This window comes from Croceibacterium segetis (genome assembly GCF_011320115.1).
Classification (GTDB): Bacteria; Pseudomonadota; Alphaproteobacteria; order Sphingomonadales; family Sphingomonadaceae; genus Croceibacterium_B; species Croceibacterium_B segetis.
Genome location: NZ_JAANOZ010000020.1, coordinates 1 through 14,576, shown reverse-complemented (window position 1 = coordinate 14,576; position 14,576 = coordinate 1). Strand labels below are relative to the sequence as shown.

Below are 14,576 nucleotides of genomic sequence, written 5' to 3'. Positions count from 1 at the left end.
CCCGCTCAGACCTCTTCCATCTCGATGCCTTCGGAGGCGAGCACGAGCTCCTCCATGGCGACATCGCTCGCCCCCTTGGCGGCCAGGGTCGGCCCGGTCCACTTCATCGGCCGGGCGTTGATCAGCCGCCATTTCATGATCGGGTTGCCGACCTCGTCCTGCAGCGCGATGGACACGTTGCGCTTGTGAGTCGGGTCGACCCGCGTGATGCTCACCCATTGCCAGAAGTTGGTCAGGCCCATGATGCCGCGCTTCAGGGTCACGTCGCTGGCCTTGTGCAGAGCCGGGATCTTGCGGACGCGGTTCTCGCGGTCGTTGCCCTGGCGATATTCCATCAGGGTGATCTCGGCGCCGAGGCCCGAGACGTCGGAAAAGCCGCCGAGAGCGGAGTTCGATGCCTCGTTGCCGTCGAACTCCACCAGGAAGTTGTAGGCACCGAAAGGCGTGTCGCGTGTAGGCATGTCGGATTACCTCCTCAACCGCGCGCGTCGGCGGTTTTCTGGCCGATGCGGAAGATGACGAATTCGGCGGGCTTGATCGCGGCGACGCCGATCAGGCAGATCAGTCGGCCGTTATCGAGGTCGTTCTGGGTCATCGTCGAGCGATCGCATTGGACGAAGAACGCCTCTTTCGGAGTCGAGCCGAGCAGCGCGCCGTTGACCCATTCGTTGTAGAGAAAATCCGCCACGGTAGTGCGGATGTTCGCCCACAGCCGCTCGCCGTTGGGCTCGAACACCGCCCACTGGGTGCCCCGGTCGATCGAGTTCTCCAGGTAGATGAAGTAACGCCGGATATTGACGTACTTCCATTCTGGGTCGGAGCTGATCGTGCGTGCGCCCCACACTCGGATGCCGCGATTGGGCAGCGCGCGAATGCAGTTTATTCCCAGCGGGTTCAGGCGTTCCTGCTCGCCGAAGGAGATCGCCCGCTGCAGGCCGATCGCCCCGGTCACCGTTTCGTTGGCCGGAGCCTTCCACACGCCGCGCTGAATGTCGGTGCGCGCGTAGATACCGCAGACGTGGCCGGACGGCGGCAGGTCGATGATCGTCTGCTGGGTCGGATCGGTCGCCGCTGCCGGGTTCGCTACCGAGATCCACGGATAATAAAGCGCCGCCTTGGTGCTATCGATCTTGCCCTTGAGATCGACGATCTCCCCGGGCTCCTTGTCCGGGGGCGTTTCAAGCACCGCGATGCGGTAGGCGCGCGGCGCTTCGGCATGTCCGATCAGCTTCTGATGGACGTCGGCCGCGATATTGGCGAACGTCGAAAGGCCCGGCGCGGCGATAATCGAAATGTCCTCGAGCGCCTGGAGCGCGTCGAGCGCCTCCTCGTATCCCGCGGGATCGCCCGTTCCATCGCTGCCACCCTTGAGATCGATCGGGCCGTCGACCTTGTTCAGGATGTCATGAAGATCGCCGGCGGCGGCGGCGGAGCCGATCGTCACCATCACCGGGTTCGTCAGGCGATCGCGCAACTGCGGCGGCGACGCGCCCATGACCAAACCGATATAGCGGCTGTGCGAGGGGTCGAGGCCGAGCCCGCTGGCCTCGTAGACCGGGCCGGTGGGGTCGGAGACCTCGGCGTTCAGAGTGATGATCTCGCACGCGTCGCCGTCCGCCAGGGCGGCGAACTTGGGACCTTCGGCGGCCGGCCGACCAAGGACGTAGTATTCGAAGTTGGCGCCCCCCGCCGGGGTCTTGATCGTCGTACCCGGCGGCTGCTTCAGGGCCAGCTGCTTGGTCGTGGCCAGAGAGTTCTCGGTCACCACCACCCGGAAATTCGCGTCGGTCCCCGCCAGGCGGGCACCACCTGCGGTGCGGGCAGCGAAGGTGACCTTCTTGTTGTTGGCCGCCGTCGGATTGACCGTCGCGGATGCTGCAGCGGCGCCGGCGGCAAGAACTCGCGCGACATAGAGCCGTCCGCCGCCGTTGTTGAAGAACGCTCGCGCCGCGTGCGCAAGGTAGTTGATCACCGGCGCGTCGCTTATTCGCAGGTCGTCGATCCCGCCGTAGATGCGCTCGAAATCGACAAACGATGTCAGCAGCGCGGGGGTGGGGTCGCCCGGTTGCCCGGCGCGCGGCCCGCGCGAGGTGAGGCCGACGAACGCCGCCGTGCTGGTGCCGACGCCCTCGATCGACTTGGCGCGGAAACTCGTCTCCTCGACGAACACGCCTGGGGCAAGATATTCAGCCATGAAACAGCTCCTGCGAGTTGCCCGCACGCGGGCGGGGGGAGAGTGGCTGTCCGGTCACGGCGCGCGCCATTCGACGTCGGCCGTGGCGATTGCCCGGACGGAAAGCTGGACGTTGGTCCCTGACGCGGGCGCCGGGAAAGCGGCGGCCAGGGCATCGGGGTCGGGAAAATTGCCGTCGGCCAGGGCTGCCCGCGCCCGCGCCGCCGCGAGGTCCTGGTCGGCGACGAGCACTGCCTTGTCCGGATCGGCGACGGCGGTCGCCTTGGCCGGCAAGGTGTCGGCAACCGACCCGCCGTTGCCGGTGAACGCCAGCGGAAAGTTCGGCACGATTACGAGCGCTTCGCCGGTGGCGTCGCTGACTGCCTGGGCGGAAAACTGCCCGTTGTTGCTTCTCACCCGCACCAGCGCGTTCGCCACCCGCCGGCCGTCGCCGCGCTTGCGCACGGTGACCCTCACCCCAGCCGAGGTCGGTGGGATCGGCATGGTCGACCCGGGGTACAGGGTCACCACGATCGGCTGGAACAAGCTGCCGGCCTGGCTTTTATGCGCCGGGTCCGGGTCGCGCGGGAGCGGAACGGCCGCGCGACGCGGGGCCAGCGCGCGGTCGAACGGTTTGATGTCGATGGTGCAGGCGATCGAGCCCCGCGCCGGCGTCGTCGGGGCCGCGTCGAAGGCGCCGACATGGGCCTCGAGACCCGCGGCGGCGAGCAGGGCCCAGCGGCCGCCGGGCTTGGCAACGGTACGCAAGCCCTCGCCGGTGAGACGCGCCGGCCCGGTCAGCGCCCGGCCGAACGGATCGACCAGCGCCACGAGAGCGAGAGCGCGGCGGTCGAGGAGATCGGGCGATACCATCATCGTCATACCACCCCTCCCAGTTCGATCTCGCCGTGTTCGAACTGCAGGCGCGAAGCGACAACGGGTGGCCCGTCGGCGGCGGGGCCGTAGCCGATGCGGACGACCCGAACCCGGAACAGGGCCGCAAGGCGGTACTTCTGCTTTAGCGCATCCCAAATGCGGAACAGCTCTTCGGCGGATGCCTCTTCCGGTGCGATCTGAAGCGTCTCGCCCCGGTCCCAGTTGTCCGGATTGACCAGCATGCTTCGGTCCAGGATCGGGTGCCGACTGAGCTCGAGCATCACCCAACCGAGAAACGCGAGCTCGGCCGCTGCGGTCGAGCTCCAGCTGGCCAACAGATAGCGGAGCTCAAGGGAAATGCCGTGCGCGGTCGCCGGATCGCGCACCGCGCTTCTCGCCGGCGCATGTTCGGAATATCCGATGTGAAAGCAGCTGATCGAGAGTCCTGAGCTCGGTGGCGTAGCCGCCGAAATCTCGCTCAAGGGGCGGTGGACGATCGCTTCGGAGGCGGGGACCGGACCTAGCTGCCCCGAAGCCGCGAGCAGGGCCCGGCGCCGCTGGAGGAGCAAGGCGATGCTTTCGCCGACGTCGTGAATGGCGGTCAGCTGCGCCATGAACCGCTTTCGTTCCGGCGGCCCGCCACAAGTGTGAAGGCGAAGCGCATCAGTGGCTCGCCCGCCGCCGTCCCAGCGCGGCCTGGCGCACGACGTTCGAGAGATCGGATGTCGCGTCGATCCGGCTGTTTTCGGCCGTGAGCCGAAGAATCGAGGCCGAGTGACCGTCCGCGGAAAGCGTCACGACGCGCGGTGAATTCTCGCCGACCAAGGTTGCTAGAGGAATGCGGCCAAGTTTTTCGCGATCCGCGGAGACGATGACCACGTCCACCATCTCGGGCGCGTCAGCCAACTCGTCCGCCGACTTGTACACCACGTCGAGATCCCCCTGCGATTCGAGCGCCGAACGAACGATCGAGCGCAGGAGCGACGGCATGTTGTCGATTTCGACAAGTATCACCGGCATTCCCTCCCGGACGCGAAAGCACGCCGTGGCAAAGTGCTAACACTCCCCGTCGGCGGCACGCCATGAACCGCATGTCCCGGATATCGGCCCGTGCCGGACCGGTCGAAACGGTCCACGTTTGGGCGGGTGCATCGACGAATGGACCCGGCCGTACGGATCGCCGAAACGGCCCATGTCTCGGCATGGGCCGAGCAAGCGGGCATTAGACCGAACGGTCTACTGAGAACTGCGTTGCCCGAAGGCTCGAACTAAATAACGCAATAAAATCGCTGTTAACCTTAACTATTTACTAGTTTCATTAGCACTCAGGTCACCGTTCAAATCGTGCGATTCACCGCAATTAGCCGCCGACATGACTCGCGTGCCGGGACAAAGCATGAGTATAAATCGCTATCGGCGGACTGCCATTGATCGGAAATTTTCGCAGCGTATCACCTCGGTACTTAACCGGGGGCGTTGCCGTTTTCGGAGGGCGCATGTCGTTAGGACAGCAAAGTTTGCGAACGCCGGATCTTCCCACCCTATTGGTCGTCGGGGATGTCGCGCTGCTCCGAGAAGGCATCGAGAGCGCTCTCGTACGCACTGGGCGGTTCCATGTTCTCGGTGCGGTCGGCGTGGAGACAGCGTTGGCGCTTGTGACGCAAGAAGAGGTCGATGTCGTCGTGCTCGACACCACCCGTCGTCGGGCCTCGAGCCAGGCGTGCGAACTGCTGGCCATACGTCCTGACATCAAGATCGTCGCCTTCGGGGTCGACGGCGTCGAGGATGCGCTGGCTTGCGCCCGCGCCGGCGTGCGCGCGTTCGTCGGAGAAGACGGTTCGGTCGATGCGATTACAGAAGCTGTGTCGATCGCCGTGAAAGGCTTGAGCATCTGTCCGCCTGCACTGACGGCACAATTGCTCGACCGGTTCGCCGCGATCGCCCGTGCGACCGAGCCCCGACGGCACGAACGGCTGACCGAACGCGAGGGAGAAGTCGCGCAAATGGTCGCTGAGGGGCTTTCGAATAAGCAAATTGCCCGCGAACTCTCGATAAGCCCAGCCACCGTGAAGAATCACGTCCACGCCATCCTGGGCAAGTTCGACTTGTCGCGGCGCAGCGCGATTGGCCGGCAACTTACGGATGACACGCCACATCAGGCGAACATGAGAGGCCCGCAGGCGATCTTCGCGCTCGGGACCGCGGGTGATCCACTTCGCTAGTAGCGATCCAGGCCATTCGAACTCAGATCTGCGCAATTGGGGTACCGGTTCGGGTACTTCCAGCGAAGAAGAAAGCCGCGCCTTCGCTCCACTGGGCTCAGCAGAAAGCTAAGGACGGAACGGCGCAGAGCTCGTTCAGTTGGGGACGCGAAGAGTCTGTCCGGGAAAGATGTGATCCGCATCATCCAAGATGTCTCGATTGATGGCATAAACCTCCCGCCAGCGCTTCTTGTCGCCAAGCGCATTCGCCGCGATGGTGCCGAGGGTGTCGCCGGGCTCTACGCAGACAATCCTGTAAGTGCCGGCAACTGGCAGCACGAAATCATCTACCGCTTGATCGAGCTGGGCGGAGAACTTCATCAGCGGTGGCGGGCGATAGGGGCCATTGCCGTCCCTCAGCGTCGCGGGGTCGGCCAGCCAGCGCCTATGGGCCGAGACTGACACGTCGCGCAGCACGCTGGGGCCGAGCCGATTCGCCTTGAGCCAGGTAGTGCTCATGATTTGCTCTTTGAGCCTTGCGAACCAGCTGAGATGGCTAAGGTCGAATGGCGAAATTCTGTCGAGGAAGTTGGGTGCGAGATCATAAATTCGCGATCCCGGCGAAGCGTCCAGCGCCAAGCCGGCCCGCTGCGCGCCCTCCCAAATCCAGATCAACGCCTGGTCGGAGAGGCCGCGAAAATCGCCTCCACCACCAACCCCGCAGTGGACGCCGGGAAACCATCGCTCCTGATATGGGGCCAACGAGCTATCGGGGTCCTTGCCCATTCTCCGATTCAAATCGTCGAGATTTGACCACAGCGTCGGCGTGAAGTCCTCTCGCCGCTCATCGATGGCAACCGCGTGGCGCCCCATCTCAACGATTGAGGAGAGATTCGTATCGTGGAACTGGAACTTGCGATTGAAGAAGCTGAGCAAACGGTAACGACTCGGAACTCCCAGCGCGCCGACCGTGTCCCACACTCCGAGATAACGGACTCTCAGGACGGCTGTTGATCCCCGGATATAACCGGGCACATTTATCACCCGCCATTCATCCTCGTCTTGGTTTACGACGACGCTCCCTGACACTTCGGCGCGAAACTTGAGGCTCTCAATCGTGTCCGGACCACGCTTGGGGTCGCGGCTCCGATAGTGCTCGATGGCGTCCTTGATCCGGCCTGCCTTCGATCGAGAGAGAACACCGCAATTGCGCAGCATGCCAACAAAGGAGCGAGCCGTGAAAGCCCCACGAGAGAAGCCGAAAACGAAAATCTCGTCGCCAGGAGTGTAGTTGAAGGTGAGGAAACGATAGGCATCGCCGAGCTTGTCCACCACGCCCAAACCGAACAAGCCGCCGCGCAGATGGTCGAAACGACCCGTGCCGACTCCTTCGTCATAAAAGATTGCCCTGGGCCGTGCCATCGTCGGCCATGGGAAGGACGCTCTCGGCGGTGATGACCACGTTCGTCGGAGTGGAAGCATCGAGCCTGTTCCACGTGCCATCGAAGCAGAAAACCAGCCGCTTGTGCGGGCCGGGGGCATGTACGTTGACTTCTTGGGCAACTTGCTGGGCAGTCTGAACCATCTGTCGCTCCCATGCCCGGGTCCGACCGAACTCGAGGACTATTCAATGCCTCGAGTGCTCCTCGGTGAATGCCGTTCACGGCACCAAATGTGATGCCAAGCCATGCTGGAAAAGGAGTGGATCACCTTCGTTCTCGCCCCCAGCTTTCAAAAGCCCGTGATGGCCCTATTACGCGCTGCGATGCTGGCGCGGGAGGTTGTGCCGAGTGTGCGGTTTTGCGTTTCCAGTACCTTGAAATCTCCGGCGCGGATTGCGGTGCTGATCGCCGCGCTGGCCTGCTGACTTTGCTGCGACGCCGCTTCCGCCTGCTCCTTCGCAGCGGCTGCTGGAGCGGGAGCGGCCCCATCCTTTGCCTCGGCGAGCGCGGCGACGGCAGCATCGGCCTGCTTCTGCGCCGCGCCGGCGGTGTCGGCGAGGGTCAACGCCGTTTGCTTGAGGGTGGCAATGCTCTTCAGCGCGTCGTCGACGCTTACGAGCACCTGACCTCCCTGAGCCGCGAATGTCTTGCCCGGTTGGATCATCTCGCCATCGGGCAAGGTAATGTTCGGGGCCGGCAATCCCTCGCTCTCGAACCGCGGAGAGAAACTCAGCAACATGTCAGCGGGCTTGGAGCTGATCGGTCGCGGCGCCAGCAGCGGGGCGGCAACCGACAGCACACCGCAAAAGAACGCGAACGCCATGCCCAAAGTCAGGAAGCGCTGACGCAGGTGCTGCGTGCCCGTGTCGGCCGGCTTGCTCTGCATCAGGATGATGAACACGAATAGCAGCACGACCACGCCCACGCCGGCAAAGCCCACGTTGACCAGTTCGACGACCGTGTTGAAAAGTCCGGACCCGCCCGCAGCCAGATTAGTCATGGCTCCGACTCCATCAGATTCCTCGCAGAACGAACGGAGTAGAATGCCGATGAGGCTGCGATGTCAAACGGGTTAATCTTTTTACCGAACTTGTGAGGCGCTGATTAGTCGAGACGCCGTGCCACTTTACTCAATTGCCATCAGGTCCGCTAGCGAACTGCCCCGGACAATTGTGCTTAGACGCATCAGTTCCTGCATTGAGGGAATGCTGGCCTGCGATTGGGCGGTCCTCCTTTTGTCCGCTTTCCACCCTGCGGGCCACGCGTACAGGACCCCTTGTCGAAGCTAACGTCCAGCATAGTGTCACCAGGGCGAGAGCTACGCCGTGCGTCCCACTGCAAGTTGTCGGGAGGTTCGTGAGATGGTTCCTGCACGCCTTGCCGGATAATATGTTCAGTCCCGCCTTCTCCTCCTCTTGTGTGGCCAGCCACGCGTCAAAGCGGCAGTCTGAGTCGTTCTTAGGAAGCCGCGGTCTGGCCGTCAGTCGTGGATGGGCTCGTAGTTTACGATCAGCGGCGCCGATGCCGGAACGCGGACGAAAATGTTGTCGCGGCCACCAGGCCGATTGTCGTGGTCCAGGCCGATTGTCGTGGTCCGGGCCGATCTTCGCCGATCCGGCTCCGATGGAACGGCGCGGGTTTGGAAGGCAGAGCGCTTCAGCTGGTCGCTCACCCGCCTGATGCACCGCTTCCTTCAGGACGGGCCGTTCGAACGTGCGATGCAGGTCGCCGAGCTCGATTATATCGCGTCGAGCCGTGCGGCGCAGACCAGCATCGCCGAGAACTACGTCGGGTTGCCCGCCTGAGTTGAAATCGAAATTCCCTAGGTCCGCTCTTGGGCGATCCCTCAAGCCCCTCGAATGACGGGAAGGAGGGCGCAAAGCAGACGGTCCTTCCCTAAAGTCAACCCTAACGCCTAGCGCGGATGTGACCGGACACGACTGGCCAGCATCGGCCCCCTCAACTCAAAAGGCAGGGATCCGCGCTCCGCATCGGGCAATATTGGACGGCAATTGGCGGAGAGGGAGTCCGCCGAACTAGCGTCCTAGTATGTCCGGTTCCATTAAAATAGGCTCGGATATTCAGTCGTAAGCACCGGCATCAACCTGTGTTCCTGTCCCGTTCTATCCTGTTGCGTTCCCATAAAAACGGCTTACTATCGGGGAACGGATTTGGGAACGGAGACGCCAAGCCATGCCCCGCAAGCTCAGCAATGCCTTAACGCCCATGGCGGTGAAGAACGCAAAGCCCGGTCGGCACGCAGACGGCGGCGGCCTGCACCTGCTGGTGAAGGAAACCGGCGCGCGATCCTGGGTCTATCGCTTCATGCTCAGGGGCAAGTCGCGCGACATCGGCTTGGGCGCGGCTGGCTCCGGAGGCATATCCCTTGCCGACGCCCGCGATCTGGCGTCGGCATTGCGGCTCAAGGTGAAGGCGGGGATTGATCCCCTAGAGGAGCGCCAGCGGGAGGCAGCTGGAGCCGTTGCGGCGGCTCAGGCTGCAGAGATAGCGGGGATCACGTTCAAGGCCGTGGCAAAGGCCTATATCGCCGCCAACGAGGCAAGCTGGCGCAATGACAAGCATCGCCAGCAATGGCGGAACACGTTGGCCAGCTACGTCTATCCCGTCATGGGCGATTTGCCGGTTGCAGAGATCAGCACTTCGCACGTGCTCCAAATTCTGGAGCCGATCTGGCAGGACAAGCCGGAAACTGCCAGCCGCATCCGGGGGCGGATTGAAACCGTGCTCGATGCCGCCAAGGCGCGCGGATACCGGGAGGGCGAAAACCCCGCGCGCTGGCGGGGCCATATCGCGCAAATCCTCCCTGCCCGCTCCCGTCTTACGCGAGGCCATCACAAGGCTATGCCGTATGCTGCAATCCCGGCATTCGTTGACGCGCTCCGGGCGCGCGATGCGACGGCGGCACGGGCACTGGAGTTTGCGATTCTGACAGCAACGCGCACCAGCGAAATGCTGGGCGCGACTTGGGCTGAAGTCGATTTGGACAAGGCAATTTGGACCATTCCTGCCGCACGCATGAAAGCAGGCAAGGAACATCGCGTTCCGCTTTCGCCGCGCGCCGTCGAAATTCTGGAGAACGTCAAACCCCTGAGCAAGGCTAGCCTGTTTCCAGCCGATAAGGGGGGCAAGCTGTCCACAATGGCCATGTCGATGCTGCTTCGCCGCATGAAGCTGGATTGCACCGTGCATGGCTTCCGTTCGGGCTTCCGCGATTGGGCAGCCGAATGCACCGCCTACGCGCACGAAGTCTGCGAAATGGCGCTGGCCCATGTGATCGGCAATAAGTCCGAAGCGGCATACCGGCGCGGCGATATGTTCGACAAGCGGCGGCGTCTCATGACGGATTGGGCGACCTATTGCGCCAGCGGCGTCGCTGCTGGAGCAAACGTTTCCCCCATCCGGGGAGCGGTGGCTTAATTACCATGCAGTATTACGATTATCGCGATTGGATCGAGTGGCCGGAAGCGGACATTCGCGAATATGCTCGCGAGATAACAGCCCATCTCTCACTTACCGCTGCTGAGGCCGAACATCTCGAAAGGCAAATGACACAACAAGCGGGACATTGGCCGAAGTTGGTCGAGAGGATAGGCCCTTGGAAGTTGGAAGTTGAGCAGGAAGCGCTTTTCCGTGCGATCGGCAATGGAGACGATGAGGTCTTTCAGCAAAACTGCCGGTTTAACAAACCGTACCGGCAGCCGAAGTATGAACTTGAAGCGAAATGGGAGACAGTCGGTAGTGGGCTGACTCGGAAGCGTACCACGCGGATCATCCGTGAATCTCCGGCCATGAAACGGCGTCGCCGGGGGGAACAACGGCGGCATGCGAGGAACCCCTTCACCACGATAAACCCTCAAATTCGCAACTGGGCTGAGGAAGCGATGTGGGCGTCCAACTCTTATCCGATAGATCGAGGGAGATGGCTGATCCCGCCTGGAAATGATGCGCCCCATGAAGGCTTAGTTTGGTATTCTCGCGAGTTGCTGAGCGCTTATTACAACGCGCGCGACCAAGCCCAGTTAGGCAATGTTGAAGCTGCGATGCGGCATGCGTTTCGCGCCGGGACCTTGTGCACAGAATTGCGAATGCGGCTCGCTCATGGTCGAACTTACGACAAGTACGAAGCCGTCAATCTGGCTCAGAGGGACGCCGCTCAAGGACGTAAGATCGTCCCCGACGACGCTCGGCGAGAAGCCTATTGGCGCTTTAGGCGAGAAGGTAACAAACGTATCGAGGCCGGGCGCCTTGCTGCGAACGAGCTAGGTCTGGCGTCAGAAGGTTCAATCAGGAACGCCTTTCCCGAAGGGAAATACCCTGCCGACTAATCGGTGCAACTGCTACTGACTGCAATTCCCAACAGTACAATCTTGCATTCCTCAACGTCCGGGCAATCAGGCCTTTGGGTGACGTTGCAGGACTGACCAATGACAAAAGCATACGGCACTTTGCCCGAGGCCGTTCGGTTCTCGGGCCTGTCTCGTACCGCGATTTATGAATTGCTCAAGAGCCAGGCCATTACCGCCCGAAAGGCAGGGCGGCGCACGCTGATCCCATTTGCCGAACTCGAAGAATATCTGGCCAGCCTCCCGGCATATCAGGCGGGAGCATGACCGATGGCACCAAAGCAAAACCCCGGCGATGGTCTCGCCGGGGCTTCGCGCAATCAACTTGGCCGCTGGTTGCATGTCTCCCGTACCGCATCGAAGCGGCAGGCGCAAATGTTTGCCTCACGTTTCCGTCTCTCGCCATCGATGGCGCGGGATATGGCGCGGCTCTGTTTTGGGGGGGTGGCCAATGACTGAGCGGCCCTTCTCCGATCACCGGGCGGCGGCGCTGGCGCTGCTCAATGGCGGACACCGCCTCAGCCGCAAGGCCGGGCAATTCCTAGGCCAAATCGCGGTCGATCCATCGCCTCTGAGTGAGCTTCAGACTGATTGGCTGGCCAAGCTGCTCGGCAAGGCGGGATTGCCGCCTCTGGCGACAGGAGGCGCGCTGTGAGCGTCTACCCCGACGAACCGGGCCACCGGCACGTGGAAACCTCCATTGCCGCCGGAGAGGCGCTGAAGCCCAAGCTAGGGCGACTTCAGCGACTGGCTGAGGAGGCAATCCGCGATTCAGGATGGCTCTGCCTTACTGCCGACGAACTGGCAGCCCGGCTGGACATGGACCGCTGGTCGATCCAGCCGCGCACCAGCGAGTTGAAACGCAAAATGCTGATCCGGGACAGCGGGCAGCGTCGGTCGAATGCAACCGGCAAGCTGGCCATTGTCTGGGTAGCCGCATGAGGATTGCCGCCACGTCCAAGCAGCACGCCTGCAACTGGCGTGGCGGCAACTTTGAAACTTCACCGTTTCGCAGATTCAGTGAAGTTTCAATTGCGCCGCCCAAGCCGCAAATTCACGCAATTCCGCCGAATGCCGAAAGTGGCACGGGCCTTGCGATTACTAACTCAACTTTAGGTGTGGCAGCGCATTTGCCAAAGCGCACCGGCAGAGGCGGCGCGCGCAACCGTGCCAGCCGAGAAAGCCATGCCCTGACGGCGGCTCAAATCGCGAATCTGAAGGCCGCTGAGCGCCACGCGGCTGCAAGTGGGCTGCCCTTTACCCGGATGCTCACAATCCACTGGGAGGCTGCTGGCGTGCCTTTGCAAGGCATGGCGAGGGCTACCGGACGCTTCACCGGCCTTATGGCCAAGGCGCTGGCCCGGCACGGCAGTTGCTCGGCCTGGCTCTGGGTGCATGAAAACGGCGACTGGAAGGGCGGTCACTGCCACTTGCTCGCCCATGTGCCGGCCGACCTCGTTCACGTATTTACGGGACTTCAACGGGGCTGGCTGCGCCGGATCACGGGCCAGCCTTACCGGAAGCGCGTGATTCACAGCAAACCCATTGGCGGGCGGCTGGGGCTGGAGACCGGCAATCCCGATCTCCACGCGATCAATCTCGATGTGGCGCTTGGATACGTCCTGAAAGGGGCAAGCCCTGAGGCAGCGTCACAATTCAGCCTGGAGCGGCTGGAGCCGGGCGGCCGCGTGATCGGCAAGCGTTGCGGCACTTCACAAAACATCGGCGCAAAGGCGCGCAAGGCAAAGGACTGACAGTGGCCAAGAAGACAAAGCCAACCGACGGAATGGAGCCAGACAATGCATTGGTTGTCGAGCAATCGCCGGATGAAACTGGCGCTCAGGCGATGGCCCGCAAGTTGCTTCAACCAGCCCTCAAGAATGCGGTTGCGGCATCGGCGTTCACCAGCAAGCTGCTGGGCAACGACTTAGTGAAGCCGGGCGTGAGCGACTACGCGCTCCACGTTCAATCAGTCGCCCGTAAGGCCGAGGAAGGCGACCTAGTCATGGCGAGCCGAATGTTCGCCGCACACGCAATCACACTGGATAGCATGTTTGCTGAGCTGGCCCGGCGCGCGGCGCTCAACCTGGGCGAATATGTGGATGCCTCCGACCGATATGGGCGGCTGGCCCTAAAGGCCCAGAGCAACTGCCGCTCGACATTGGAAGCGCTGGTGAAGATCCACCAGCCGCGCGAGCAAACCGTGAAACATGTGCATGTGAACGAGGGCGGGCAGGCAGTCGTCGCAGATCAATTCCACGGCCACACCTACCCAGCCTCGTCGAGCGAACCAGCCGCGCTAACACATGACGATCAGCCCCCAACTCCGATCGTTAGGGGACAAAGAGCCACGGAAGAGACCGTTCGGGTAATCTGACTCCCGAGATAGTTATAGAAGCACTGCTTCGTCATCCCGGTTGTTTGTTCGCCGCTCTTGAAGGCGATACCACCTCGTGGACTCTCCACCTGAGGGGCCGAGTAAGAAGGGACCGATGGAACTTGAATTGATAGTGGGCAAATAGTGATCGACGAAACCGTTTGGGTATATTGGCTTCCTAGCGCGTTGTAATAGCACTGCTTCGTCATGCCTGAAGTCGATTCACCCGACTTGAACGCGGTGACATAGGACTGCGCGGAAGCGGGACATGCGAGAAGACCCGTGCATGCAGCCAGCCATAGCATCGCGCATCGCGGCCAAGGTCTTTTTGGCAATGTCATTCGAGTTCTCCATCCCAAGGTGTTGATTCCTGAGGGTAATGGCAGGGGGGAATTAAAATCAGTGTAATGACGAACAATCCCATGCAGCCCGAACGGCTGGCATCTGCCCGACGCTGCCTAGCCCGGACGCGCAAGGGAACAGAGTGCCAGTCCCCGGCAGTGAAGGGCAAACGGCGCTGCAGGATGCACGGCGGGACCAATCCCGGCGCGCCAAAGGGCAATCGTAATGCACGAAAGCATGGCGGCTACTCAGCCGAAACGAAAGCCGCCGCGCGCTGGCTGAAAGCGATGGCACGGCTGGTGGATGGCGCGGACTGCTAATGTCTGCTTTCGACCCATTGCAGTCACTCACCAAGAAGACGACACTGGGGTCATGGACGAACTCAAAAGTAGCGATTGGAACGTCGCGTTAGAGTTGCTTCTGCGCGGTGCAGTCTATGCCGTCACCGGCGTTGCAACGCTCGCACTTGCAGGAATCTTCGCCTTCGCTGCAATCGTTGCCGTGGGGGGACGGGTGGTTTCACGTCAAGTCCTCCGCCGGAGCATCCGGCGTGGCTCGGACTCGCAGTCGCCGTTTGCCTTTGGCTCCTGTTGGAGTGGGCGCTCATCCGATTGCACCGATATTTGCTGGCGCGGCTCGATGGTGCGTTCGGCGGCTAGAGCCACGTCCGCTCCCGACCCATTGCGGACGCTGGAACGAGTGCGCTTCAGTCCAGTATGACCTCTTCGGGTGGCACCGGATAAGGCGCACCATTCATAACGAAATCGCGCATGATCTTGGCCAGCGCTGTCGGAGTGAAAG

Annotated in this window: 17 protein-coding genes and 1 pseudogene; 10 read left to right on the top strand and 8 right to left on the bottom strand. The window is 62.2% G+C overall.

Translation table 11 applies throughout. The annotated features are described in order from the left end of the window. Positions 1-5: 5 nt before the first annotated feature. The 5 genes from G7B69_RS15420 to G7B69_RS15400 are packed head-to-tail and all read right to left on the bottom strand — an operon-like array spanning position 6 to position 4,069. Complete coding sequence (locus tag G7B69_RS15420; RefSeq protein ID WP_166180910.1) at positions 6-461, bottom strand: phage tail protein; 456 nt, start codon at positions 459-461, stop codon at positions 6-8. 14 nt (positions 462-475) lie between these two features. Next, positions 476-2,194, bottom strand: coding sequence for a phage tail sheath family protein (locus G7B69_RS15415; protein ID WP_166180908.1), 1,719 nt, complete (start codon positions 2,192-2,194; stop codon positions 476-478). A 54-nt stretch (positions 2,195-2,248) separates the two neighbouring features. Then, positions 2,249-3,055 carry a hypothetical protein gene (locus tag G7B69_RS15410; RefSeq protein WP_166180906.1) on the bottom strand — a complete coding sequence of 269 codons (807 nt, stop codon included), beginning with the start codon at positions 3,053-3,055 and terminating at the stop codon, positions 2,249-2,251. After that, complete coding sequence (locus tag G7B69_RS15405) at positions 3,052-3,663, bottom strand: Pvc16 family protein (RefSeq protein ID WP_166180904.1); 612 nt, start codon at positions 3,661-3,663, stop codon at positions 3,052-3,054. The genes G7B69_RS15410 and G7B69_RS15405 overlap by 4 nt, the downstream gene beginning before the upstream one ends. A 49-nt stretch (positions 3,664-3,712) precedes the next feature. Beyond that, complete coding sequence (locus G7B69_RS15400; protein ID WP_166180902.1) at positions 3,713-4,069, bottom strand: hypothetical protein; 357 nt, start codon at positions 4,067-4,069, stop codon at positions 3,713-3,715. A 476-nt stretch (positions 4,070-4,545) separates the two neighbouring features. Here G7B69_RS15400 and G7B69_RS15395 point away from each other — a divergent pair, with 476 nt between their 5' ends. Next, complete coding sequence (locus G7B69_RS15395; protein ID WP_166180900.1) at positions 4,546-5,271, top strand: LuxR C-terminal-related transcriptional regulator; 726 nt, start codon at positions 4,546-4,548, stop codon at positions 5,269-5,271. A 135-nt stretch (positions 5,272-5,406) separates the two neighbouring features. On the opposite strand, the gene G7B69_RS15390 is transcribed toward G7B69_RS15395, so the two are convergent. The 3 genes from G7B69_RS15390 to G7B69_RS15385 form a co-directional block, all read right to left on the bottom strand. Then, entirely contained in the window at positions 5,407-6,672 is a 1,266-nt protein-coding gene (locus G7B69_RS15390; RefSeq protein ID WP_207786047.1) for a phospholipase effector Tle1 domain-containing protein, read from the bottom strand. Further along, on the bottom strand, positions 6,644-6,835 hold the full coding sequence (locus tag G7B69_RS16735; RefSeq protein ID WP_207786046.1) for a DUF2235 domain-containing protein: 192 nt from the start codon (positions 6,833-6,835) through the stop codon (positions 6,644-6,646). The genes G7B69_RS15390 and G7B69_RS16735 overlap by 29 nt, the downstream gene beginning before the upstream one ends. Positions 6,836-6,981: 146 nt before the next feature. Continuing rightward, positions 6,982-7,692, bottom strand: coding sequence for a hypothetical protein (locus tag G7B69_RS15385; protein WP_166180898.1), 711 nt, complete (start codon positions 7,690-7,692; stop codon positions 6,982-6,984). A 631-nt stretch (positions 7,693-8,323) separates the two neighbouring features. On the opposite strand from G7B69_RS15385, the pseudogene G7B69_RS15380 reads away from it, so the two are divergent. The 9 genes and pseudogenes from G7B69_RS15380 to G7B69_RS17070 all read left to right on the top strand — a co-directional run. Beyond that, a pseudogene (locus tag G7B69_RS15380) lies at positions 8,324-8,497 on the top strand (4-hydroxybenzoate 3-monooxygenase); the annotation flags it as partial. A 388-nt stretch (positions 8,498-8,885) separates the two neighbouring features. Continuing rightward, on the top strand, positions 8,886-10,130 hold the full coding sequence (locus tag G7B69_RS15375) for a tyrosine-type recombinase/integrase (protein ID WP_166180896.1): 1,245 nt from the start codon (positions 8,886-8,888) through the stop codon (positions 10,128-10,130). Between the two features lie 5 nt (positions 10,131-10,135). After that, positions 10,136-11,038: a hypothetical protein gene (locus tag G7B69_RS15370; protein ID WP_166180894.1), complete on the top strand. Its 903-nt coding sequence runs from the start codon at positions 10,136-10,138 to the stop codon at positions 11,036-11,038. Between the two features lie 99 nt (positions 11,039-11,137). Continuing rightward, positions 11,138-11,323, top strand: coding sequence for a helix-turn-helix domain-containing protein (locus G7B69_RS15365; protein ID WP_166180892.1), 186 nt, complete (start codon positions 11,138-11,140; stop codon positions 11,321-11,323). A gap of 184 nt (positions 11,324-11,507) precedes the next feature. Beyond that, positions 11,508-11,711, top strand: a complete 204-nt coding sequence (locus tag G7B69_RS15360) for a hypothetical protein (RefSeq protein WP_166180890.1) — start codon at positions 11,508-11,510, stop codon at positions 11,709-11,711. Continuing rightward, positions 11,708-11,998 carry a hypothetical protein gene (locus G7B69_RS15355; RefSeq protein WP_166180888.1) on the top strand — a complete coding sequence of 97 codons (291 nt, stop codon included), beginning with the start codon at positions 11,708-11,710 and terminating at the stop codon, positions 11,996-11,998. Before G7B69_RS15360 ends, G7B69_RS15355 begins: the two co-directional genes overlap by 4 nt. Then, positions 11,995-12,810, top strand: coding sequence for a hypothetical protein (locus G7B69_RS15350; protein WP_166180886.1), 816 nt, complete (start codon positions 11,995-11,997; stop codon positions 12,808-12,810). The genes G7B69_RS15355 and G7B69_RS15350 overlap by 4 nt, the downstream gene beginning before the upstream one ends. A gap of 2 nt (positions 12,811-12,812) precedes the next feature. Continuing rightward, on the top strand, positions 12,813-13,433 hold the full coding sequence (locus tag G7B69_RS15345) for a hypothetical protein (RefSeq protein WP_207786045.1): 621 nt from the start codon (positions 12,813-12,815) through the stop codon (positions 13,431-13,433). A gap of 407 nt (positions 13,434-13,840) precedes the next feature. Next, positions 13,841-14,095, top strand: coding sequence for an HGGxSTG domain-containing protein (locus G7B69_RS17070; RefSeq protein WP_423717957.1), 255 nt, complete (start codon positions 13,841-13,843; stop codon positions 14,093-14,095). Positions 14,096-14,576 lie beyond the last annotated feature (481 nt).

What these genes read in the sequence shown, in the direction of transcription:
- G7B69_RS15420 (WP_166180910.1), bottom strand. Translation starts at nt 461, where the DNA reads ATGCCTACACGCGACACGCCTTTCGGTGCCTACAACTTCCTGGTGGAG.
- G7B69_RS15415 (WP_166180908.1), bottom strand. Translation starts at nt 2,194, where the DNA reads ATGGCTGAATATCTTGCCCCAGGCGTGTTCGTCGAGGAGACGAGTTTC.
- G7B69_RS15410 (WP_166180906.1), bottom strand. Translation starts at nt 3,055, where the DNA reads ATGACGATGATGGTATCGCCCGATCTCCTCGACCGCCGCGCTCTCGCT.
- G7B69_RS15405 (WP_166180904.1), bottom strand. Translation starts at nt 3,663, where the DNA reads ATGGCGCAGCTGACCGCCATTCACGACGTCGGCGAAAGCATCGCCTTG.
- G7B69_RS15400 (WP_166180902.1), bottom strand. Translation starts at nt 4,069, where the DNA reads ATGCCGGTGATACTTGTCGAAATCGACAACATGCCGTCGCTCCTGCGC.
- G7B69_RS15395 (WP_166180900.1), top strand. Translation starts at nt 4,546, where the DNA reads ATGTCGTTAGGACAGCAAAGTTTGCGAACGCCGGATCTTCCCACCCTA.
- G7B69_RS15390 (WP_207786047.1), bottom strand. Translation starts at nt 6,672, where the DNA reads ATGGCACGGCCCAGGGCAATCTTTTATGACGAAGGAGTCGGCACGGGT.
- G7B69_RS16735 (WP_207786046.1), bottom strand. Translation starts at nt 6,835, where the DNA reads ATGGTTCAGACTGCCCAGCAAGTTGCCCAAGAAGTCAACGTACATGCC.
- G7B69_RS15385 (WP_166180898.1), bottom strand. Translation starts at nt 7,692, where the DNA reads ATGACTAATCTGGCTGCGGGCGGGTCCGGACTTTTCAACACGGTCGTC.
- G7B69_RS15375 (WP_166180896.1), top strand. Translation starts at nt 8,886, where the DNA reads ATGCCCCGCAAGCTCAGCAATGCCTTAACGCCCATGGCGGTGAAGAAC.
- G7B69_RS15370 (WP_166180894.1), top strand. Translation starts at nt 10,136, where the DNA reads ATGCAGTATTACGATTATCGCGATTGGATCGAGTGGCCGGAAGCGGAC.
- G7B69_RS15365 (WP_166180892.1), top strand. Translation starts at nt 11,138, where the DNA reads ATGACAAAAGCATACGGCACTTTGCCCGAGGCCGTTCGGTTCTCGGGC.
- G7B69_RS15360 (WP_166180890.1), top strand. Translation starts at nt 11,508, where the DNA reads ATGACTGAGCGGCCCTTCTCCGATCACCGGGCGGCGGCGCTGGCGCTG.
- G7B69_RS15350 (WP_166180886.1), top strand. Translation starts at nt 11,995, where the DNA reads ATGAGGATTGCCGCCACGTCCAAGCAGCACGCCTGCAACTGGCGTGGC.
- G7B69_RS17070 (WP_423717957.1), top strand. Translation starts at nt 13,841, where the DNA reads ATGACGAACAATCCCATGCAGCCCGAACGGCTGGCATCTGCCCGACGC.